The sequence below is a fragment of the Bacillus subtilis subsp. subtilis str. 168 genome (assembly GCF_000009045.1).
GTDB lineage: Bacteria > Bacillota > Bacilli > Bacillales > Bacillaceae > Bacillus > Bacillus subtilis.
In genome coordinates this window covers 3,228,403-3,251,244 of the sequence record NC_000964.3, presented here as the reverse complement: position 1 = coordinate 3,251,244, position 22,842 = coordinate 3,228,403, and the positions used below count along the sequence as shown (strand labels likewise).

Below are 22,842 nucleotides of genomic sequence, written 5' to 3'. Positions count from 1 at the left end.
ATCTACTCCTTCAGAACAGCTTCGATATATTTTTCCGGATTCAGCAGCGTCTCGGCCGCTTGATCAACGTAAGGCGACACCCATTCTGTACCCAATCCGAAGAGAAGGGACAGCAAGAGAAAAATAGCTGCCGGATAAAGAAGTCCTTTAGCTGTTCGATGATTTGGTTTTGGCGTTTCTTTTTCTTCGCCCCAAAACGCATGTATAAAGATCCTCAGCACAGAGTACAGTACAAGCAGACTCGAAAGCAGAATCAGCATGGATATCGTAAATTCACCTTCTGCGAAGCCGCCCTCTGCAATTTTAAATTTGCCGACAAATCCGCTCAGTGGCGGAATGCCTGCAAGAGAAATAGCGGAAATGAAAAACATCCATCCAAGAACAGGATAGCGTTTGATCAGCCCGCCCATTTTATGCAGGCTCGCGGTTCCAGTCAATGCGATCAGCGTACCTGCCAGCATGAACAAAGCGCCCTTAATCAGCATATCGTGAATCAGATAGTAGATCGCGCCCTGAATGGATGCGGGGGTGTGTACTGCCACACCGAACAAAATCACGCCGACAGCGGTAATAATGTTATAGATCACAATTTTCATGACATTCGAATAAGCGAGTGAACCGATCACACCAAAAATCACAGTCAGCGCCGCCAGCCAAATCATCAACTGATGGGTAAAGGCTGTATCGTGAATAAAAATCAATGTGAAAACCCTCGTAATCGCATATAACCCGACTTTTGTCAGCAAAGCGCCGAACAACGCGGAGATTGCCGCCGGTGGCGCGTAATAAGAGCCTGGAAGCCAAAAGTAGAGGGGGAAGATTCCGCCCTTCATGCCAAATACCAAAAGCAGCAGGACACCAATCACAGTGATCAGCCCGGTTTGTCCTGATTCGCTGATTTTCACGCTAAGATCCGCCATGTTTAACGTACCGGTTACAGCGTATAAAAAGCCGACCCCTATGACAAACAGGGCAGACGATACAATATTAAACACAATATATTTAAGGGATTCCCGCAGCTGAATTTTTGTGCCGCCTAATACAATCAGCATATAGGAAGCAATAAGCAGAAGCTCAAAAAATACGTACATATTAAATAAATCGCCTGTTAAAAACGCTCCGCTGACGCCGGCAAGCAAGAACTGAACGCCGGAGTAGTAAAAGGAGCGCTCCCGTTTTTCACCGACAGAACGGAAGGAATAAAGCCCAACCAATAAACCGATGATCGCTGTTGTGAGAACGAGAAGGCTGGCGAATTGGTCTGCGGCAAGCACAATGCCGTACGGCGCTTTCCATCCGCCTAGGCTGAGTGTCTGGATGCCTTTTGTGAAGACAGTCTGTACAAGTATGCCGCTAATCACAATCCCGATGGCCGATGCCGCCGTGCTGAAGATTCTCATGAGCATAAGATTCTTCGTCATGAAAATCAGAAGAATAGCCGACAAAAGCGGGATCAGGATTGGCAAAATAACAAAATTATTCATGTTGATCATTTCCCCTCATTTGATCCATATCGTCCGATTTCAATTCCTGATAAGCGCGAAAGGCCATGACGAGGATGAATGACGTAACGCCAAAAGAAATGACAATTGCGGTCAAAATCAGGGCTTGCGGAAGCGGATCGACAAATGATTTGGCATGCTCGCTCAAAATCGGAGCGGCGCCTTTCTTTAATCCTCCCATAGTCAAAAGCATTAAATGAACGCCATGGCTTAACAGTGCTGTTCCGATAATGACGCGAAGCAGGCTTTTAGACAGCAGCAAATACGTAGCAGCCATAAAAATAATACCGGCTAATACAGCCATTAAGATTTCCATTATTCTTCCTCTCCAATCGTTTGAATAATGGTCATCGTTATGCCTACGACAACAAGATAAACGCCTAAATCAAATATCGTCGCTGTGGCGAGCTCCGTTTTCCCAAGGATCGGCAGCTGAAAGTATCCGAATGTGTGGGTTAAAAAAGGAGCCCCGAAGACAAAGGAGCCAACGCCTGTTAATACAGCGAGCAGAAGGCCGGCTCCCGCGACATAAATGAAATTGACAGGCAAAAGGGAACGCACGGTTTTTAAATCATATGCCAAGAGCAAGAGAACGATGGAAGAGGACGTGATCAGTCCGCCGACAAAGCCTCCTCCGGGCGCGTTATGCCCTGATAAAAATAAATAGAAAGAGAAAAGCAAAATGATAAAGGATACAAGCTTTGTCGCGGTTTGAAGAATCAAGTCATTTGTTTTTTGTTCATTCACCGCTTTTCCCCTCCTCTTTTACTTTTGTTTTAATCATGCTGTAAATGCCGAGAGCGGCTATCGTTAATACCGTAATTTCAAACATTGTATCAAATCCCCTGAAATCAACGAGAATGACATTGACGACATTATCCCCTCCGCCGAGATCGTGGCTGTGTTTGACAAAGAAGGACGCAATGCTGTCTTTTGTCCGCTGGCTTGAGGATGCGATGCCGAGCAGTGTAACGATAACACCGACGCCTAAAGAAATGATAAAATTCGTCATCCGGAACGTTCTCGTTTTTGTTTTCAGCCTCAGTTTCGGCAAATGGTAGAAGCAAAGCAGAAACAGTGCCACAGAAATCGTTTCAATGACGAGCTGAGTCAATGCCAAGTCCGGCGCTCTGAAAATGACAAAAAACAATGCAAGCGTATAACCGACAACACCGAGTGCAATGATCGCCGTCAGTCTTGACCTAGCAAAAACAGTCGCCACTGTGGCGCTGATCATGACAAGCGTCAAAATGATTTCGTATACACCGATTTTAGCCATGCCTTCCGTTTTAAATGAAAATCCGCCTTTAATGGCAAAAGCTCCGCCTATCAGAATGATGAAACCAGCGAAGATATACAGCAAATAATCTCTTAAAAACCCGGTCATATATTGTTTTGTGACCCGGTAAGAGCCTTTCTCCATCATAGTCAAAAGCTTATCGTATAACCGGTTGAGTGTGAGTTTCGAAGGAAACAGTTTATAGATTCCTTTCCACTTATTCAGCGACAAATAACCAATTGTTCCGATCACAACAATACCCGCAGTCATGAGCAATTCCGTTGTAACCCCATGCCACTGTGAAATGTGAACGTGGAATTTCTCATGGCCGTCAAGCAGTGTCGGATAGATTGAGTTCATCGCAGGCTCTATCAGGCTGTACGACAATATATTCGGGAAAAAGAAGAGACTGACAGCCAAAGCGACAAGAATGACCGGTGGAACGAGCATACCGACAGGCGCTTCGTGAGCCTGTTTTTCAAGCTGTTCAGGCTGGTAATTTCCTCTGAATGTTTTAAACAGCAATTTCATGCTGTAGATAAACGTAAATACACTTCCGATCCAGGCGAAAAGAGGGAACAGAACGCCCCATGTCTGCACGTTGAACAGGTCAAAATGTGTCACGCGAAGCATGCTTGTGAAAAACATTTCTTTACTCAAAAATCCGTTAAACGGCGGTAGGCCGGCCATTGAAAATGTCCCGATTAAGGAAATGGTAAAAGTAATCGGCATAATCGCCATCAGGCCGCCTAGCTTCCGGATATCCCGTGTGCCTGTTTCGTGATCGATAATCCCGACTGCCATAAACAAGCTTCCTTTAAAGGTTGCGTGGTTGATCAAATGGAAAATGGCAGCCATAGCGGCAACTGTATAATATTCTGTATGTCCGTAATGAAGGGCCGCAGCACTGACTCCGAGCATGGAGATGATCATGCCGAGCTGGCTGACGGTTGAAAACGCCAAAATCGATTTTAAATCAGTTTGTTTCACGGCATGGAATGAACCCCAAACCATCGTAAAGAGGCCGACGAGGGACACGATCCAAAACCACTGAGCTGAAAAGGCGAAAATAGGACTGAATCTCGCAATCACATAAATGCCGGCTTTTACCATAGTAGCTGAATGGAGATAAGCGCTGACAGGCGTCGGAGCTTCCATCGCGTCAGGGAGCCAGATGTAAAAAGGAAATTGCGCCGATTTCGTAAAAGCCCCTAATAAAATGAGAATCATAGCCGGGATAAACAATTCGTGGCCGGCAATTAATTGAACCTGGTGAACCATCTCTCGAATACTGAAGGAATCCGTTATCAAATAAAGGAGAATAAATCCGCCGAGCATGCACAGCCCGCCGCTGACCGTAATCAAAAGTGATTTGGCTGCGCCATAGCGCGACTTTTCCCGCTTATACCAATAGCCGATCAGCAAAAAGGATGAAAGGCTTGTAAGCTCCCAGAACATGTAGAGAACCATGACATTGTCTACTAGAACGACGCCGAGCATGGCGCCCATGAACATCAATAAGTAGACATAAAAGGGCCCAAGCTGTTCTTTTTCTTTCGATAAATAAAAAATGCTGTAAAGAGTGACCAAAGAGCCAATGCCTGTGATCAGTAAAGCGAATAATAACCCGAGGCCGTCTATATAAACGGTAAAGTTAATGCCGAGTGACGGAATCCACTCTAATACCGATCGAAGTGTTTCTCCAGATTGCGTCATCCTGATCATTGGGAGAAAGTATATAAACAGCAAGACGGGCAGGATCAACACAAACCAGCCCGTATGCACTCTTTTTGCGTATTTTGCCAAGAAGGGAATGATAAAAGCAAATAAAAAAGGCGATAAAATAGCAAGATGTAAGAGCTGCAAAGATAAGACCTCCTTTTCTCGTTCTCAATTGAAAAATGCGCTATGTATAAAATATACGGTCAAACGACCTAGTCCAAATTATATCGCACTTTTCTGCAAGCTGCCACGCTTCGAACTGCTGTAATGGATTTTTATGAGTTCTTTTGACCTCAAAATAAGTCTAACAAAAAAGAGGTTATTTGTATATTTAAAATCAATCCTGATCAAGCTGAAGGAAAGGAGCTGGTCATGTGAAAACAAAAGTCGTGATGTGCTCAGGTTTATTCTGCTCAGTATTTGCAGGGGCATTCATGTTGAATCAATATGACGGGCGCAGCGGTGTGGCGGCTTGTGATGAGTGGGAGCTGTATTTACTGGAGCACCACCTGTCAGCCAGAATGAGTGAGACGGAATCAAAGGATCTGCCGTTTGGTCCCCGAGAGTATATTCGGATTGTGAATAAATAAAAAAAGAGTTCCGCATAAAACGGAACTCTTTCTGTTTATGAAGTGAAAAAACGAAGCAGCACTGTCGCGCAAATAACTGTGCCTGCACCGCCGAGACGGGTTGAAATTTGGGCAAACGGCATAAGGCCCATTCTTCCTGATGCCGATAAAATGGCAACATCACCCGTTCCGCCGAGACCGCTGTGGCAGCAGGTAACGATTGCGGATTCAACCGGATACATGTTCATCAGCTTGCCTACGAAATATCCAGAACCAATCATCGCGATAACAACTGAAATACAGATGATGACAAACGGTATAGAAATCACAGACGCTACGTCATCCAACGGAATAAAGAGGATGCCGAGACCGACCATCAGCGGCCATGTAAAGCTTGAAGAAATAAACTTATAAAGCTGGTAAGCGCCTTCTTCCATTTTTTTCGGAAGAATATTTGCATACTTGACAGCCGCAGCTGAAATAATCATTAAGATCGCGCCCGGGATGAAGATGAATTTCTCCAATAACCCGCCAAAAATAAAGAATGTACACGCGAGCAGAACTCCTGCTCCCATTAGTTTAAAATCAATTTTTGCTTCGGCTTCTTTTTGATTGAAAATCTCATTTGCTTTTTTAGATTTTACGAGACGTCCGTTCCCATTTAGATCTGGACGCTTGTCGCCAAGCTTTTTCATTAAGGCTGCACATATGATAGCAAAAACGTTTCCTATAATTGCGGCTGGCACCAGCTGAGACACAAATACATCGGCGGATGAGCCCAGTATTTGTGAATAGGCGATTGAAAGCGGCAAAATCCCTTCACCTATTCCCCCGGCAATAATCGGGACAACAACAAAGAAAAAGGAATCATAGGCACTATAGCCAAAAATAAATCCGACAAGGATGCCGGCTGCAACGGCCGCGATCGTTCCTGCAACCAGTGGAACGAACATTCTGATAAACCCCTGTATTAAAACAATTCTGTTCATACCGAGGATACTTCCCACAACAAGGCAAGCGATATAGAAATAAAGGAAGTTAGACGTTTTCATCAAGTTGGTTACAGCGTCTAAAGATGTTGAATTCAGTACATTGTAAAAGACTAAAAATGAAGGAACAAACAAAGATAAAATAGCAGGGCCGCCAATATCCTTCAATATCGGTATGCGTTGGCCTATGTCTCCGAGAAACACACCAAGAATCATAATGATGGCAAACCCGCCAAGCATATTTGCCGGCAGCTCATTGTAATATGCTGCAAGAATAATAATAACAGCTAATACTGTGTATAATGGCAAAGGAATCACACCGATTTCCCAAGACCAAATTTTTTGAAACAGGTTTTTCTCCTGTGAGTCTTTTTGCTCAGGTGAAATTGTCCCCGTTTTTGGAATTGCTCCCATGTCATACACCCCCATGTATTGTTTGTTACAGTCTACAAGAAAGCGTTAACACTTCATATTTTTTTAAGTTAAAAAACTAATAAACAATTAAATTAAGGGGGTCTTTTGGATTAGAAAAAAATCCCTGAGAATCGTCTTCCCAGGGGAGAATGTTTATCTTTTTCCTTTAATATAAGGCACGCCATTGGCTTTTGGCGCATCTGCCCGCCCGATAAAGCCGGTTAAAGCGAGAATCGTTAAGATATAAGGAGCCATCAGCATATACACATTTGGTATGTCTTTAAAAAGAGGGAGCAGCGATCCAATGATGCTTAAGCTTTGGGCGAATCCGAAAAACAGGGCGGCCCCCAGTGCTCCGATCGGATGCCATTTTCCGAATACAAGCGCTGCCAGGGCGATAAAACCTTGCCCGGAGATGGTAGAGTGCGTGAAATCAAGCGCAATTGTGGAGGCATATACGCCGCCGCCGAGACCGCCGAACAATCCGCTGATCATCACGCCGATGTAGCGCATTTTATATACGTTGATTCCCATCGTATCGGCCGCCATCGGATGCTCGCCGACAGAACGGATACGAAGGCCGAACGGCGTTTTGAACAAGATAAACCAGGAAATAAAGGCAAGTGCTATTGCAAGAATAGACGTATAATAGACATCCGAAAAGAAGATCTTTCCCAAGACGGGAATATCGCCCAAACCGGGGATTTTCGTCTTATAAAAAGGCTCTGGAATTTTGTCTGTCTGCGCTTTGCCGTAGATCAGTTTGACGATAAATAAAGTTGCCCCAAGCGCCAGCATGTTAATGGCGACACCGCTGACTGTCTGGTCGGCGCGAAACGAAATCGCCGCTGCCGCGTGAATCAGTGAAAACAGGGCGCCTGCTGCCATGGCGGCAAGGAGCGAAAGCCAAGGTGCGGCGGCACCTAATTCCTGACCAAAAAATAAATTAAATAACACGCTGGTGAACGCCCCGATAATCATGAGGCCTTCTAGGCCGATATTCACCACACCTGATCTCTCGGAAAACACGCCGCCGAGAGCAGTTAAAATAAGCGGGGCCGCATAGACGAGTGTGGCAGGGACAATGATAGATAAAATCTGCACAATGTCCACTTAGTTCGCCCCCTTTTTCTTCAATTTGCCCATGACGAAACGAATCGCATAGCTTGAAGCCACAAATAGAATAATAATGGCAATCACAATATCAACGACCTCTGATGGAACGCCTGATTCAATCGGCATATTTAATGCGCCGATTTTCAGCCCGCCAAGCAGGCATGCTGCCAGTACAACGCCTACGGCTGTGTTTCCCCCGAGAAGAGCGACAGCGATACCGTCAAAGCCTACGCCGGTAAATGCGCCTTTCACTGCTGCGTATTCGAATGTCCCTAGGCCCTCCATGGCTCCGGCAAGACCTGCAAAAGCGCCGGAGATAAGCATGGAGGTCATGATATTCTTCCGCACGCTCATGCCGGCATACTGGGAAGCGTGCTGGTTAAACCCGACCGCCCGGAGCTCAAATCCTTTTGTAGATTTGTTGATGATAAACCACATGATAACTGCTGCGAGAAGGGCAACGATGATTCCCAAATGCAGCCGTGAGTAATCGGTGATCTGTTCAAGAAAAGGAGAGCGGAGGGAGGCGGATTCGTGAATTTTCCCCGTCTTGTCCTGATGATCTGTCAAGACGTTTGAAATGATGTAATTGGTCATGTGCAGCGCGATATAATTCATCATAATGGTGACAATGACTTCATGAACGTAAAATCGCGCTTTCAAAATGCCGGGAATAAACCCCCATAATCCTCCTGCAGCTGCCGCTGTAATCAATGCGAGCGGCAAGTGAATATATGCCGGTCCGTCAAACGCCGTACCGACCCAAACCGCTGCTGTCCAGCCGACGAGCAGCTGTCCCTCGACGCCGATATTAAAGAGTCCGGTTCGGAATGCAAAGGCGACAGCCAATCCGGATAAAATATAAGGCGTAATTTGCCGGATTGTTTCTCCGACATAATAGATTTCTCCGAATATCCCATTCCACAAAGCCGAATATCCGCTAGCCACACTGTAGCCGCTCACAAGCATAATCAACGCGCCGGCCGCAAGACCAAGTATGATTGCGATGAGCGGCACGAGTAAATGAGAGAGTCGTTTAACCATTTGCTTTCCCCGCTTCCTTTTGCGTGCTTCCTGCCATCAAGAGACCAAGCTCCTGTTCAGTGGTTTCCTGCGGATTAACGCTGGCGATAATGCGTCCTTCAAAAATAACGGCGATTCTGTCACTGAGATTCATAATTTCTTCAAGCTCAAACGAGAGGAGAAGAACGGCTTTCCCGGCATCACGCTGCTCAATGAGCTTTTTATGGACAAATTCAATCGCTCCGACATCAAGGCCGCGAGTCGGCTGGGCGGCAATTAATAAATCAGGATTTCGGTCTATTTCCCGCCCGATAATCGCTTTTTGCTGGTTTCCGCCTGACAATGCCCGAGCGTGTGTATATTCATCCGGCGTTCTGACATCGTACTCAGTGATCAGGCTGCGTGCTTTTTTGTACATTTCGCCTTTATGTAAAACGCCCAATGCTGAATACGGCTTTTTGTAATAGCTTTGCAGCAGGATATTCTCTCCGATTGGAAAATCAAGGACGAGACCGTGTTTATGGCGATCCTGAGGAATATGCCCGATCCCGGATTCAGTGATTTTTCTTGGCGTCAGGTTTTGGATCTGTTTTCCGTTTAAGGTGATTGTTCCTGAATCTGTTTTGCGGAGTCCTGTCACCGCTTCGATCAGCTCAGATTGCCCGTTTCCGTCGACGCCTGCTATGCCGACTATTTCTCCCGCTTTGACAGAAAGAGACAAATCTCTGACTGTCTCTATTCCGCGGGTATCCTTTACAGTTATGCCGTCAATCGCAAGCACTTCCGCTCCCGGCTGAGCAGCTCTCTTTTCAGTTTTGAACGATACCTCACGGCCGACCATTAGACTGGCGAGTTCGTCTTGGTTTGTATCACGGACATCAAGGGTTTTGATGCCTTTTCCTTTACGGATAACCGTAACGCGGTCACAAATCTCCATAATCTCTTTCAGCTTATGGGTGATTAAGATGATGGACTTCCCTTCTTTGACCAGGTTCTTCATAATTTGCATCAGTTCCTTAATTTCATGAGGCGTCAAAACAGCCGTCGGTTCATCAAAAATCAGAATGTCGGCACCGCGGTAGAGGGTTTTTAATATTTCTGCGCGCTGCTGCATACCGACTGATATGTCAGCTGCTTTTGCTTCAGGATGGATCTGCAGGCCGTATCGATCGGAAATGTCCTGCACCTCTTGGCCAGCACGCTTCCGGTCAATTCTGCCAAACTTCTTTGGCTCCTTCCCGAGAATAATATTTTCAGCAACTGTAAAGGTGTCAACAAGCATAAAGTGCTGGTGCACCATTCCAATTCCAAGGTCATTCGCTTTGTTCGGGCTGTTGATGTGCACCTTCTCGCCGCGCACCCGAATTTCACCCCGCTCCGGCTGATACAGCCCGAAAAGGACATTCATCAATGTTGATTTCCCCGCTCCGTTTTCACCGAGCAACGCGTGTATTTCGCCTTTTTTGACTTGAAGATTGATATTGTCATTGGCGACGATACCTGGAAACGCCTTGCGGATATTGAGCATTTCAATGACATATTCCATTGATTGACCGCTCCTTTATTTCAAAATAAAAGAAAAACAAGGGATAAGGGCTCGACCTCCTTATCCCTGCGATTCTTATTCAGCTTTGAAGGTTTTCAGCTCTTTCTCAGTTGCCGGGATTTCCAATCCGTCGATGATTTTTTTCTTCCATTTATCGACCGCTTTGATCACATCATCCGATAGATTTTGTTTAGATGGAGAAATGCCGACTCCGTCTTGATCAAGCCCGTAGGTAAGTGTTTCGCCGCCCGGGAACTTTCCGTCACTCGCTTTTTTCGTTACATCTTCAACGACTGTATCTACTTTTTTCACCATGGAAGTGAGGGTGACGTTATCATCTGTTCCTTCTACCTGGCCTTCTGCGTATTGGTCTTTATCGACACCGATGACCCAGACATCGCGTTTTGGATCTTCTTTTTTCAGGTTTTTCGCTTCAGTAAAGACGCCTGTGCCAGTGGCGCCCGCAGAGTGATAAATAACATCTACGCCTGATTTATACATGCTTTCGGCGGTTGCTTTACCGACATCGGCTTTATCGAAACCCCCTGCGTATTTCACTTCTACAACGGCTTTAGGGTTAACTGCTTGCACGCCGGCACGGAAGCCGACCTCGAATTTTTTGATCAACTCTGATTCCATGCCGCCTACAAAGCCGATTTTTCCTGATTTGCTTGATAGGGCTGCGGCCACTCCGACGAGAAATGAGCCTTCCTGCTCTTTAAACGTAATACTTGCGACGTTGTCTTTATCGACAACAGCATCTATAATCGCAAAGTTTGTATTTTTACGCTGGTCAGCAATTTCGCTGATTGAATCCTCCATTAAGTAGCCGACGCCGTAAATTAAGTCAAAATTCTCACGCGCCAATTTATTTAAGTTCGTTGTATAGTCTGCATCAGATTTGGATTGAAGATAGTCGTAACCGTTTTTGCCTTTTTTCAGCCCATTCTCTTTCCCAAAGGCTTGGATGCCTTCCCAGGCTGATTGGTTGAAGGATTTGTCATCCACTCCGCCTACGTCAGTAACCATCGCCACACTGAATTTGTTTTTGCCTTCGCCTGAGCCGCTGCTTTTTTCGCTGTTTCCGCATGCTCCTAATATGGTGCCTGCTGCGATCACAAGTGACATCGCCAATCCGATTTTTCGTTTATTCAAGATATAACCCCCCAGAAAAATTTGGTTCAAAGCTGATCCGGCCAGTCATGTGATGGGCTGTCCTGAACAATTTCTTAGAATCGATAAAATTTTCTGATAATAACAAATGGAATGCGCTGAGACAGTTCTATTCTTCCCTGAATAAGCGTGGTGTGAGTATTTCCTTCGAAAGGCGGGGAAGAGAAGGATGCGGAAGGCGTTCCGGGCGGAAAACCGTGACATCGTTTTCTGAAGTAAGACTTATGACTTAGTTTTTCGGGATCAACTAACCAATCATAATTTATCATTTAACTAATAAGAAATAAATAGAATTTCGCATAATTTTTTAAAAATTATCTATTTTTAGAATTATTTGCTTAAAAATGTGAAAGCCCTTTGTTATTCTTGTATAACTTATCAACAATAGAATCAAGCATCTTGGCAAGAGATATGACAGAAAAACGCACTGCTCAAAGCAAGCAGTGCGTTTTCTTATAGATATTGCTTTATTCCGTTAATGTTACTGTTGTTGACGTTGTACTGAAACACAGGTCTTCCGATCGTTCCGTACGCCATTTCTACATTCAGAACCTGTATATCTTCAAGAAACTTTAAGTATTTTCGTATGGATACTTGAGAGATTTCTGTGTGCTTTGCCAAGTCTTCTGTCGTAAAAGATTCATTTTCAAATGACTGGATACTGGACCAGATCAGCTTCAGCGTGCTTTTTGTCAGGCCTTTAGGAAGCTGCACTTTTTCTGTTGCTTCTTTCTTTTGAAAAAGCTCGGCGTCCAGTTCTTTTTGGCTCATGTTGCGATGGGTTGAATACACCTTTTGTTTTCGTCTGTAATCAGACAGAGCCGTTTGGAATCGTTCAAATTCAAACGGTTTGATTAAATAATCAACAGCTCCGTACCGAAGTGTTTTCTTGATCACGTCAAGCTCGCTGGCCGCTGAGATGACAATCACGTCAACCGCTTCATTTTGGGCTCTCAATTCCGTCAGCAGTTCCAGCCCGTTTTTTCCCGGCATATAAATATCAAGCAAAATGAGGTCAATATGGTGCTCCCCTAAAATATGCAGAGCGCTTTGAAAGGAAGAAGCGATGCCTTTCAGCTGAAAGCCATCTATTTGGCTTAAGTATCGTTTATTTAATTCACCCACCATGGGGTCATCTTCAACTATTAGTACATTAATCATGATTTTCCTCCTTCGGTTCGTACGGGATGCGAATACTGAATGTCGTTCCTTCATTCTTTTCGCTTGTGAGGATCATTTGGCCTTTTAAATTTTCGATGCTTTGCTGTGTGAAATAAAGGCCGAATCCCCGGTTTTTGCCCTTTGTTGAATAGCCTTGTTCAAATACTTTGGCTTGGTCTTCTTCAGACATGCCTGCTCCAGTATCGGTAATTTCAATATCAAGTATGCTGTTATGGAAGCGCATGGACATGGTGATTTGTTTTTTCGGCATATCGGCAACGGCATCTAAGCCATTGTTGATGAGATTTCCGATGATTGTAATAAGTTCATGGATGACAGAAGGGTCTGCCGCGTTCGGGATGACACCGTTGCATTCAATATCAAGATTTGCGCCCTGCTCACGTATAAAGCTTTGCTTTCCAAGCAGAAAACCGGCCAGTACGGAGCTTTTGACATCATTTATAATTTCACTTGTTTCTGATTTTTGCTGTATGGCTATATCTTTAATATAATCTCCAAGATCATCATACTCTTTCAGCTGGACGAGACCTAATATCACATGCAGTTTGTTCATAAATTCATGAGACTGCGCTCTCAGTGCGTTTGCATACATTTTAACACCGGAAAGCTGTTCAGCTAAATGTTTTACCTCGGTCTTGTCGCGGAATGTTGCAATCGCTCCGACAGTTTGTCCTTTCAGCTGGATAGGAACTTCATTAAACACAAGCTCCAGCCCGTTAATGCGGACGTCTCTGTCTTGAAGAGGTTTTTTTGTCTCAATGACCTTTTTCAAGCGGCTTTTCGGCAAGATGTCATCTACATCCTGATCAATGGGATTTGTGTTGATGCCCATTTTGACGAATAGGCGTTTTGCTTCCGCGTTGGCAAGTTTAATTTTGCCATGTTCATCGACAGCGAGTATTCCTTCCTTCGTCGATTCCAGCATCGCGCTCCGTTCTTCAAGCAGAGTCGCAATTTCATAAGGTTCAAGTCCGTACATGATATTTTTCACTGTACGGGCGACGATAACGGCTCCGATCACACCGACGAAGATGCTGACGCAAATAATAAAGTAAAGCGGCCGTAAGCTATGGCTGATCACTTCATCAATTTCATTTACGGTGATGCCGACCGCGACTGCACCGACCTGTTTTCCATTCTCCGCGTAGACAGGGACGAACGCTCTCTGCGATTTCCCGAGCGTGCCAGAGGCTGTGCTGATATGGACATGCCCTTTTAATACCTCGGACTCATCACCGCCTCTGAATTTTTTTCCGATTTTGCTCGGGTCAGGATGAGTTTTGCGGATACCGTTCATATCCATGACGACAACAAATTCCGTGCCGGTAATTTTCTGAACCCGCTTTGTGTAGCTCTGCAGTTCCTTTTGTTTTTTTCCGCTTTCTAAAGCAGCGGCTGTCATCGGCGCTTCAGCTACCATTTCAGCAGTCTGCAGCGCAGTGGCCTTTTCCTGATCTCTAATTCGTTTGGTGGTTTGGGCACCGACTGTAAAAAACGTAATGAGCAATGCGATTAATACAACGATACAAACAAATATGGTGAGTCTGGTTTGCAGTTTTAATGTTTTTTTCATATAAAACTTCCTTACGTTTTATGATTCCTGCGTACTACTTTACTCTCAAAATGCTGCTTTGTGAAGATTTGGGCCCGTAATTCGTAAAAAGGAGAAAAAATGGAATAATTTATCTTGTCAATGTGTTTTAAGTCCTCCATAATAAATGAGGTAGATTATAGAAAGGGACTTTTTTATATGAAAAATACTTATTTGACAGGATATTTTCCGCTGATTGCGATCCTGCTTTTTAGTTCGTCCTTATCCATCTCAACTTCACTTTATGCGTTGAAGATGCTGTCTTCATTTGGAATGTATGATGGAATGCTCGATTATTTTTCAGAGAAAGGAATCAGGCTTGCGTTATTTGCTGCCTTTGCACTTTTATATTTTATGGTTCTGTCCGCTCTGAAATTAATTGCAAATACCGTGACCGAGCTGTCATTGCTGTTTTTTGCTAATGATCCGGAAGGGAACAACCTGAAAAAACTCAGAATGGGTTCCATGATTTATTTGGGCGGCGGGATTTTATCCTTTGTGCTCTTGCAAAATGTCATTTGGATTGTGATCTGGTTTGCGGTCGTCACGCTCGCTTACTTTGTGTTTACCGTATACCGGATTTATTCGACGCTTTCTCTCATGTCATTAGTTGGATTCATTCTATTGGAACTGCTGTTTTGGTTTACCTTTGTTATCGGTATTCTGTTCATATTTATCAAGCTTTATAATAGCATAATGGCTAGCTTACCTGTGTAAGCTAGCCATTTCAGCGTTTGGTGGTCAGATTTGCGCTTCGTGCTCTGTACGCAATGAAACGGCGGCTAGATTCTCAGGTTTCCGCCGTTTCACAACTTCAAAAGTTTTCAATCACGCTGAATAGATGACAAAATCCTAAAACGAAGCCGTTTTAGGATTTTGTCAACAATCTGTGATGGCTAGCTTCCTAGCCATTTTTTATTTACGGTAAAAATCTTTTTTTAATGGAAGGGGAGGGGAGCATACATTCATTTTTTTTGCCAAACCACTTATAGCGGTTTTTGGCAATGAAAGAATAGACCATATCTCTGACAGGCTTCGGCACTGCGAAAAAAAGGACGAAGAGCCGCCATGGGCCTCGCAGATGCCTGAAAACCTTAATGGCTGCAGTTGACTTTGTGTACACTTGGCCGTCTTCAATAAAGACAAAGCTGTCAAACCGATCAGTCGGAAGCCCGCTTTTTTTCAGCAGGCTCTGTCCTGTTTCCGACTGCAGCGATGTGAAAGAAATCAATCCGTCCGGATCACGTTTAATGATAAACTGCACGGCGCCATTGCATAAATTGCAGACACCGTCAAACAGCAAAACGCGATTTGGAATTTGTTCTGAAGTCACTCCATATCCCCTCCGATCCTTTAATAAGCCGCTTGCAGCGTTCCTTTCCAGATGGAAAGCTGAGGGCTGATGCTGTGAAGATATTCAACGCTGGTCGGTGTATCCTTTCCGACCCAGACACCCATTGTATACGTATCAGTCAGGCCGACAAACCACATATCGTGATAATCATTTGATGTTCCGGTTTTACCGCCGATGTAAGGCGCATTGAAATATGCTTTTTTCCCTGTTCCGCTTTTCACAACGGAAGACATCAGTTTTTTCAGCTGCATGTTCGTGCGGACGCTGAATATTTGAGTCGCTTTATCATTCCATTTATAAAGTGTTTTTCCTTTAAGGTCTGTCACCTTTGTAATCGCATGGCTCGGCGTATAGCTTCCGCTGTTTCCGAATGTCGTATAAGCCTTTGTCATCTCAAGAGGCGTCATGCCGTTTGTAAATCCGCCAAGCGCCGCCGGAAGAAGATAGTCACTGTCGACAAGTTTGGCAAAATGATACGGCTCAATATAACTGAATGCCTTTTGGATGCCGACGCGGTCGAGCATTCTAATAGCCGGGGTATTATATGAATTTTTAAACGCCGTATCAAGCGTCACTGTGCCGTAAGTGCGGTTATTGTAGTTTTGCGGACAGTAGTCTTTGCTGCAAAACTTGCTGGCATCAATGGTGCTGCTTGTTGTCGCGCCGGTCTGTTCAATATAAGGGCCGTAATCAAGAAGCGGCTTAATGGATGAACCCGGCTGCCTGTACGCCTGGTAGGCGCGGTTAAAGTCATATTTTTGATAGTTTTTCCCGCCGGATAGAGCAATGATTTGATGCGTCTGGTGATTAATCACAGCCGCTCCGCCCTGTACGTCCGCATACGGGAGCTTGGAATTCATTTGTGCCACAACTTGATTTTGCATGTACGGATCAAGTGCAGTATAAATTTTCACTCCGTCTTTCATCAGCGTGCTGACTCTTGCGGACAGCTCGTTCTCGATCTTTTCTTTTTGTTTTCCTGATGCTTTTTGAAGGCGTTTATCAAAGCCTTCTGATTCAGACACCAGCTGAGTGAATTCATCATTGACGTAGGAAACGTAGTCAGGATATTTGTCTTCTCTTTTTTCAACATCCAGTTTGATTTTTTGTTTTACGGCTTTTTTCAGCTCTTTGTCCGTAATGACCCCGGCATCTTTTAGCCCTTTAAGTAAACGTTCTTGACGGCTTTTCGTGTAGTCAAAATGCTTGAGAGGATCATATAATGTAGGGTTATTAGGTATAGCACAGATAAAAGCCATTTCTCCCACTGTGAGAGATTTCAGCGGTTTGCTGAAATAGAATTGAGCTGCTGAACCGACGCCGTAAACACCGTTGTTGAAATAAATGGTATTTAAGTAAGCTTCAAGAATTTCATTTTTCGTATATTTTTTCTCCAGCTGATAGGAATACGCGAGCTCTGTCAGCTTGCGGCTGAAGGAGCGTTCGTGGCTCAAATACAAGTTTCTTGAAAGCTGCTGTGTGATGGTGCTGGCACCCTGGTCAATTTTCTTGTCTTTTACGTTAGAAGCAGTAGCCCGCACCATTCCCATAAAGTCAAAGCCTTTATGCTCGTAAAAATGGCGGTCCTCAGATGTTAAGAAAATCTGTTTGACTTCCTCGGGAATCTTGTTAAATGGAACGAGCACACGGTTTTCGTGGTCGCTGACGATTTCCGAGACAAGGGAGCCGTCCCTGTCATACATGTAGCTGTTCTGAACAAGGCTGATATCTTTCAGATCAATATTTTTATCAAGCACCTGATCCAGGGACTTCATTTGTTTTACTTCTTTTCCGGAAGCGATAACTGTAAATGCAAACAATGGGATTATGCAAAGGAGCAAAATCCATCCGATTATTTTTCGTAACATGGTCACTCTCTTTTCTCCTAAATTCTAGCCATATCGTACCATTCTTTTGAGATTACGAGAAGGTTAAATTTAGAAGATTCCTTAGTTTTTTCTCGGAATCAGCTTGCTTTGGCATAAGAATCTTTCCGAAGTTTCTGCATGATCCAAAGCATGCAGGCGCCGGCGAAAAAGAGAAACGCCGTGACGTAAAAGGTGGCCGAAATGGTAAAATGGCTCGATATGATTCCGCCGAGCAGAGGCCCGAGCACGTTTCCTAAAAAGCGAAAGCTGACATTGTAGCCGAGAACTTCACCTTGAATGCTGCCGGGAGCCTGAACGCGGATCGCTGCCGTAATGCATGGCAGCAAACCGCCCATCGCCATTCCGAATAAAAATCTGAAAACAAGGAGCACGCTGAGTGAGGACGCGAGCGCCTGCGGAATAAAAAAGAAAGAGGCGGCGAGCAAAAGTCCGATTAAAATGCGGCGGTGGCCGTAGCGGTCGCCCAGATCACCCCATTTTCTAGCCAGCAGCAAACTTCCGAGCCCCGTTGCTGAAAATGCCATGCCGGAGAAAAAGGCAAGATTGACAGGTCCGTGCAGCTCATTTACATATAAAGCGAGCAGGGGCTGGATACTGAAATTGCCTGTTTGAATCAGCATGGTTAACAGCATCATGACCCACAGCGCCGGATGGTGAAAAATATAGGAGAGCACTTCTTTTCTCGAGTAAGACGTACGTTTGGCTGTTTTCTCTGCAAGATGCTTTTCTTTGACACCAAATAACACGAGAAGAACAGACGAGAAAATCACAAAGGATGTGATAAAAAAGGTATACGTAAAGCCGAAACGATCAGCAAGCATGCCTCCCAAAAGCGGGCCGAACAAGCTTCCGGACACTTGCCCCATTTGCAGCGTGCCGAGTGTTTTGCCAGCTGAGCTCTTCGGAGTCTGTGCCGAAATCATCGCAAGAGATGTCGGGATGAATCCGGTTACAAGACCCATTGCCATACGCAGAAAAAACAATTGGTACACCGATGTAACAAAGCCCATGAAGAAAATGCTGAGGGCAATGCCTGTTCCGGTTGCCATAAGGATTTTCTTGTATCCGCGTTTGTCTCCGAACCGTCCCCAAAACGGGGATACCAAAAACGCCATGAGAAATGTAATGCCGAACACATAGCCGCTCCACCTTTGCACAAAGCCGTTTGAAAAAGAGCTGAGCGTCTCAATGTATAAGGAGAGAAAAGGAACGATCATCGTTGTGCTAGCGGAGACAAAAAAGTTCGCCAGCCACACAATGACAAAGTTTTTCTTACGGATAGAAATAACATCACCTTCTTATTATTTCGGGTTCCTTACTAATTATAAAGAAACGATTCACAATTTAAAAGAAACGAAGCGGCTGGGAAAATTCATTATTTTTAGAAAATGAAGAAATGTCGAGAAGGGGAATTGATATACTATAAAGATAGCATTTTCTGATCGGAGGAAAGGCAGGTGTAAAAGGTGACGACAAACAGCTTACTCATTATTGATTTCGAATTTACAATGCCTGATGGAAAGTACAGTCCTCAAAACTTCTTCCCGGAAATCATTGAAGCCGGAATTGTAAAGTCGATTGATGATGAAGTGGTTGAGACGTTTTCTAGCTATGTTAGACCGAAAAAGTTCCCGAAGCTTACGAAACGCTGCAAATCATTTTTAAAAATAACCCAAAAACAGGTAGACGAAGGAATGAGATTCGAGGATTTCATCCGTAAACTAAACGAGCTGGATCCTGAGAAAAACAGCACAATTATTACGTGGGGAAACATGGATATGAAAGTGCTGAAGCAAAACTGTATGTTTAACCATATCCCTTTCCCGTTTAAGGGAGAAATGAGAGATTTATCGCTTGAATACAAAAACTTTTTTGGAGACCGGACATTGACGGGTTTATGGAAAGCTGCCGAAGAGTATGGAGATTCCGGAACCGGCACCCATCATAAAGCGCTTGATGATGCTCTCACAGCATATAAACTTTTTAAGCTTGTTGAGCAGGATAAGCAGTATCTCGAAAAGCCAAAACCGCCCACAATCGGCGAGAGAATCGATTTAACCGAACTGTTGAAGCGCGCGACGTAAAAAACCCAATCTTTTGTCAGACTGGGTTATGGCCGGTTAAAATATTCTTTTTCTAAAATGTCCAGATTATGAAGGGAGCGCTTTGCCCACTCCGAACCATCCTCATTCAATTTGGCTCTCATCTGTGCTGTCGCCTCCCGCAGAGATTCGGTATAATCCGGCACTTCACCGTCATAAGGCTTCACCATATGGTGGGGGATATTGGTCTGTTCACCATATGCGAGCGCTTTTCTCTCATGAAAAAATGGCACATCCGCCTGTTTTGGATGATGAAGGTCTCCCTGAGCGGGATGGGTAAGAACCGCTTTCACTTTCACTAAATAATGCTGCGGCCTGCAAGCCGTGATTTCTCCTATGTATACACCTGTTTTGTAAAATCCTTTAACGATAGAGCCTGTCTCAAACGTGCTCATCTGTCATCACCTCGCATTTATTCTATTAAAGTTCCAATCGATTTGCTAGTGAGGAAGATCAGCGGGAAGCTTAATGGTCACCGTAGTGCCTTTTTGGAAGCTGCTGTTAAATGAAATGGTCCCGTGATGATGTTCAATAATGGAAAAGGTTACGGTGAGGCCGAGTCCCGTTCCGTTCGTTTTTAAGGAATAATAAGGTTCGCCGAGTTTTTGCATTTGATGGTCTGTCATCCCGACCCCATTGTCTGTGATGTTAATCATGATCGTATGGCCGTTTCTTTTGGCTGATATGTGGATCATCCCCTTCCCGTGAGGAACCGCTTCAATACTGTTTTTCATCAGGTTGATGACAGCCTGCTTCAGCTTTGTTGCGTCTCCGTATATCAAAAGGTCCGGTTCTGTTTCAGCCTCGACGGTTACTGACTTGTAATTGGCGTACGACACCATAAGGGAGCTTGTCTCTTTGATAAGGGCAGATAGGTCAAAAACCTCTTTTTCGTATAATTGCTGTTTGGCCATATCGAGATAGTTTGTGATAATGCCTTGCGCCCGGTCAAGCTCTGACAGTACAAGCTTTTTGTAATCCGCACTCGACTTGTTTTGTAGGGTTTCGTCATTAAAAAGCAGCTGGACAAACCCGCGGACAACTGTCAGCGGATTCCTGACCTCATGGGCGACGCTCGCTGCCAGTTCACTCACAATCGTCATTTTTTCAGAATGGATAAGCTGTGAACGCAGGGCGATATTTTCGGCGATGCTTTCGATAATATAGATGCTTAATAGAAGAACACTGGAGCGGAAAAGCCCTGAGACTGCCGCCTCGTAAACGAAAATTCCTGATTTTTGAAAATTTAAAATATTCAAGGCGGAAAGAATCCAGCTTGAGGCGAAAAATAGGAAAATCTCCACGCAGCTGATCAATAAAGACAGCAGCAGTTTTTTCGCTTTGGACATGAATGGCCATTTTTTCTGAAATAAGATTGGGATAATGATAAGAAAAGGCAGCAAAGTGAAAACAAACATTGCGGAAGGTTCGTAAAAAAGCAGTTCAAAACATAGGACAGATGCGGCGACTGTAAGTCCGGAAGCGGTACTAATGTAAAATAAACAAATGATAACGGGAATCATCTGAAGGCCGTATTGTATGTAGTCCATTTCATGAATCGGGAAAATAATGCATAAAACGGAGGCGCCGCAGGCGAAGAGCGTGACCAAACCGCTGTTTATTTTTGGCACAAGAATCGCAGGTTTTCCAAGCCAAAACACTTGGTAAAGAAGAATAGGAAACAAAATAAAGCAGATGTGCAGAAGATAGTCTTTTAGAATTTCCATTCGTGTGAAATCCTTTCGTATAAAATATGAATCTATTATAACACTAAATATTAGAAGTAAAATATAAAATTCCTTTATTAAGAACGCCTTTACAAATGAAGACGTAAAGGCGTTTACAGCTATATTTACGATAATGCGGCTTTGATGCGGCGCAGGCCGTCCTGCAGGGTTGCAAGAGAGCATCCGGCGTTCAGGCGCATAAATCCTTCTCCGCCAGGCCCGTATTTCGTCCCGGGCTCTAAAATAACTTTTCCTTTTTTTAGCATTCTTTGCTGAAGCTCTGCATCGGACAAGCCGTAAGCGCTGAAGTCGAGCCAAATCAAGTATGATGCATCCGGCTTCATCATTTTGACCTTTGGCAGCTCGGTGCTCAAAAAGGCTTCCGCTTCGTTCATGTTTTTCTCAATGTAAGTGATCAATTCATCAAGCCACGGTCCGCCTTTTGAATACGCGGCTTCGATTGCAGTGACGGCAAACGCGTTCAGTCCGCCTAAACCATTTCGCTGAAGGCTTGCGGAAAACTTGGCGCGCTTCAGGCGATCCGGAATAATGATCGCTGAAGCCTGCAATCCGGCGATATTAAATGTTTTGCTTGGAGCAGCACATGTCACGGAAATATCAGCGAAATCGTCAGAGAGCGAAGCGAACGGCGTGTGTTTATGTCCGTACAGCATTAAATCGGAATGGATTTCATCCGATACAACTGTGACGCCATGCTCAAGGCACAATTCGCCTAGCTTCAGTAAATCTTCCCGGCTCCATGAACGCCCAGAAGGGTTATGAGGATTGCATAAAATAAACAATGTAACGCTTGGGTCACTAAGCTTTGTCTCCAAATCTTCAAAATCGATTGCATATGCGCCGTCTTTTTCTAGCAGCGGATTATGTAAAATGTGCCGGCCGTTTTTCTCCACCATATGGTAAAAAGGCGTATAAACTGGAGGCTGAACAACTACTTGATCGCCCGGCTCCGTAAAAGCTTGTACCGCCATGCTCAAAGCTGTTACAACGCCGGGGCTGAATGTGATGCTTTCCGGATTTACCTTCCAGCCGTGCCTGTTTTGCATCCATCCGCACACAGCATCCTTCGTTTTTTGATCTGGAGTTGTATAACCAAAAATACCGTGGTCAAGACGCTCTTTTAACGCTTCAGTTATCGCTTCCGGGGCGCGAAAATCCATATCTGCCACCCACATCGGGAGGGCGTCTGTCACGCCAAATAATTCGCCTGTTTTATCCCATTTGACCGATTGGGTGCCAAGGCGTTCTTCTCGTTTATCAAAGTTCATTCTGTTACCCCCTCATGTATGTTTATTCTTCTAAGCTTCACTATGATAAGATAGAACTGCAAATTTTATTATAAGCGGTGATGAATATGGAAGAAAGTCATGCGGTCAGGGAAATGATTAAGATCATTGCCAAATGGGACCCGTTTAAATATGGAGAAGAGTTTTACGAAACGGAGGCTGTTGATGTCGTGCAGGCAGTCTATGATGAAAACGATCCCGACTTGCTGGCGAAAAGCATTCAGCAAATATTTGAAACTTCTTTTGAACAAACGCTGCCGATCGCCAGCTGCCGGGAAGTGGCTGGCCAGCTTTTATTCATTAAAAACAGCAGCTCCTGCACGCCTTAAAAAAACCGGTTCAGCACCGGTTTTTTTG

At 44.6% G+C, this 22,842-nt stretch carries 21 protein-coding genes; 4 read left to right on the top strand and 17 right to left on the bottom strand.

Going from position 1 to position 22,842, the window contains the following annotated elements; genetic code table 11:
* Positions 1-2: 2 nt before the first annotated feature.
* Genes mrpD through mrpA form a run of 4 tightly spaced genes read right to left on the bottom strand, consistent with a single transcriptional unit; the run spans position 3 to position 4,647 of the window.
* Positions 3-1,484, bottom strand: a complete 1,482-nt coding sequence (gene mrpD, locus BSU_31630) for a proton transporter component of Na+/H+ antiporter (protein NP_391041.3) — start codon at positions 1,482-1,484, stop codon at positions 3-5.
* A complete protein-coding gene (mrpC, locus tag BSU_31620; protein NP_391040.2) occupies positions 1,477-1,818 on the bottom strand; it encodes a component of Na+/H+ antiporter in 342 nt (113 codons plus the stop codon). The genes mrpD and mrpC overlap by 8 nt, the downstream gene beginning before the upstream one ends.
* Positions 1,818-2,249 carry a Na+/H+ antiporter complex gene (gene mrpB, locus BSU_31610; RefSeq protein NP_391039.1) on the bottom strand — a complete coding sequence of 144 codons (432 nt, stop codon included), beginning with the start codon at positions 2,247-2,249 and terminating at the stop codon, positions 1,818-1,820. The genes mrpC and mrpB overlap by 1 nt, the downstream gene beginning before the upstream one ends.
* Complete coding sequence (gene mrpA, locus BSU_31600) at positions 2,242-4,647, bottom strand: sodium transporter component of a Na+/H+ antiporter (RefSeq protein ID NP_391038.2); 2,406 nt, start codon at positions 4,645-4,647, stop codon at positions 2,242-2,244. Before mrpA ends, mrpB begins: the two co-directional genes overlap by 8 nt.
* 230 nt (positions 4,648-4,877) lie before the next feature.
* Here mrpA and yufS point away from each other — a divergent pair, with 230 nt between their 5' ends.
* A complete protein-coding gene (gene yufS, locus BSU_31590) occupies positions 4,878-5,093 on the top strand; it encodes a putative bacteriocin (RefSeq protein NP_391037.1) in 216 nt (71 codons plus the stop codon).
* Between the two features lie 35 nt (positions 5,094-5,128).
* On the opposite strand, the gene maeN is transcribed toward yufS, so the two are convergent.
* From maeN to maeL, 7 genes are all read right to left on the bottom strand, one after another.
* A complete protein-coding gene (maeN, locus tag BSU_31580) occupies positions 5,129-6,475 on the bottom strand; it encodes a Na+/malate symporter (protein ID NP_391036.1) in 1,347 nt (448 codons plus the stop codon).
* Positions 6,476-6,628: 153 nt separating this feature from the next.
* Positions 6,629-7,588, bottom strand: a complete 960-nt coding sequence (gene nupQ, locus BSU_31570) for a permease of ABC guanosine transporter (protein NP_391035.1) — start codon at positions 7,586-7,588, stop codon at positions 6,629-6,631.
* A complete protein-coding gene (gene nupP, locus BSU_31560) occupies positions 7,589-8,635 on the bottom strand; it encodes a permease of ABC guanosine transporter (RefSeq protein ID NP_391034.1) in 1,047 nt (348 codons plus the stop codon). It abuts the gene before it with no gap.
* Entirely contained in the window at positions 8,628-10,160 is a 1,533-nt protein-coding gene (gene nupO / locus BSU_31550) for a guanosine ABC transporter (ATP-binding protein) (RefSeq protein NP_391033.1), read from the bottom strand. Before nupO ends, nupP begins: the two co-directional genes overlap by 8 nt.
* Positions 10,161-10,235: 75 nt before the next feature.
* Positions 10,236-11,315, bottom strand: coding sequence for a lipoprotein involved in guanosine transport (gene nupN, locus BSU_31540; protein ID NP_391032.2), 1,080 nt, complete (start codon positions 11,313-11,315; stop codon positions 10,236-10,238).
* 471 nt (positions 11,316-11,786) lie between these two features.
* Positions 11,787-12,494, bottom strand: a complete 708-nt coding sequence (gene maeM, locus BSU_31530) for a two-component response regulator for malate metabolism [MaeL] (RefSeq protein NP_391031.1) — start codon at positions 12,492-12,494, stop codon at positions 11,787-11,789.
* Entirely contained in the window at positions 12,487-14,088 is a 1,602-nt protein-coding gene (gene maeL / locus BSU_31520) for a two-component sensor histidine kinase [MaeM] (protein NP_391030.1), read from the bottom strand. The genes maeM and maeL overlap by 8 nt, the downstream gene beginning before the upstream one ends.
* A gap of 177 nt (positions 14,089-14,265) precedes the next feature.
* Here maeL and yufK point away from each other — a divergent pair, with 177 nt between their 5' ends.
* On the top strand, positions 14,266-14,823 hold the full coding sequence (gene yufK, locus BSU_31510) for a putative integral membrane protein (RefSeq protein ID NP_391029.2): 558 nt from the start codon (positions 14,266-14,268) through the stop codon (positions 14,821-14,823).
* A 202-nt stretch (positions 14,824-15,025) separates the two neighbouring features.
* Here the strand turns inward: yufK and yuxK are convergent, their stop codons facing one another.
* The 3 genes from yuxK to yuxJ all read right to left on the bottom strand — a co-directional run bounded on the left by yuxK (position 15,026) and on the right by yuxJ (position 18,605).
* Positions 15,026-15,439, bottom strand: coding sequence for a putative thiol-disulfide oxidoreductase (gene yuxK / locus BSU_31500; protein NP_391028.1), 414 nt, complete (start codon positions 15,437-15,439; stop codon positions 15,026-15,028).
* A gap of 20 nt (positions 15,440-15,459) precedes the next feature.
* Positions 15,460-17,334 (bottom strand): penicillin-binding protein 4, encoded by a 1,875-nt coding sequence (gene pbpD, locus BSU_31490; RefSeq protein ID NP_391027.2) that lies wholly within the window; start codon positions 17,332-17,334, stop codon positions 15,460-15,462.
* Between the two features lie 92 nt (positions 17,335-17,426).
* Positions 17,427-18,605, bottom strand: a complete 1,179-nt coding sequence (gene yuxJ, locus BSU_31480) for a putative exporter induced in acid stress (protein ID NP_391026.2) — start codon at positions 18,603-18,605, stop codon at positions 17,427-17,429.
* Between the two features lie 210 nt (positions 18,606-18,815).
* Here yuxJ and kapD point away from each other — a divergent pair, with 210 nt between their 5' ends.
* Positions 18,816-19,433 (top strand): putative exoribonuclease (3'-5'), encoded by a 618-nt coding sequence (gene kapD, locus BSU_31470; protein NP_391025.1) that lies wholly within the window; start codon positions 18,816-18,818, stop codon positions 19,431-19,433.
* 26 nt (positions 19,434-19,459) lie between these two features.
* Here the strand turns inward: kapD and kapB are convergent, their stop codons facing one another.
* The 3 genes from kapB to patB form a co-directional block, all read right to left on the bottom strand.
* A complete protein-coding gene (gene kapB, locus BSU_31460) occupies positions 19,460-19,846 on the bottom strand; it encodes a factor required for KinB signal transduction and activation of the phosphorelay to sporulation (RefSeq protein NP_391024.1) in 387 nt (128 codons plus the stop codon).
* Positions 19,847-19,891: 45 nt separating this feature from the next.
* The gene (kinB, locus tag BSU_31450) at positions 19,892-21,178 is read right to left on the bottom strand and encodes a two-component sensor potassium-binding histidine kinase (RefSeq protein NP_391023.2); all 1,287 of its coding nucleotides are present in this window, start codon (positions 21,176-21,178) and stop codon (positions 19,892-19,894) included.
* Positions 21,179-21,303: 125 nt separating this feature from the next.
* Positions 21,304-22,467 carry a promiscuous cystathionine / cystine beta-lyase / cysteine desulfhydrase gene (gene patB / locus BSU_31440; protein NP_391022.1) on the bottom strand — a complete coding sequence of 388 codons (1,164 nt, stop codon included), beginning with the start codon at positions 22,465-22,467 and terminating at the stop codon, positions 21,304-21,306.
* 86 nt (positions 22,468-22,553) lie between these two features.
* Here patB and yugE point away from each other — a divergent pair, with 86 nt between their 5' ends.
* The gene (gene yugE, locus BSU_31430) at positions 22,554-22,814 is read left to right on the top strand and encodes a hypothetical protein (RefSeq protein NP_391021.2); all 261 of its coding nucleotides are present in this window, start codon (positions 22,554-22,556) and stop codon (positions 22,812-22,814) included.
* Positions 22,815-22,842: the final 28 nt, after the last annotated feature.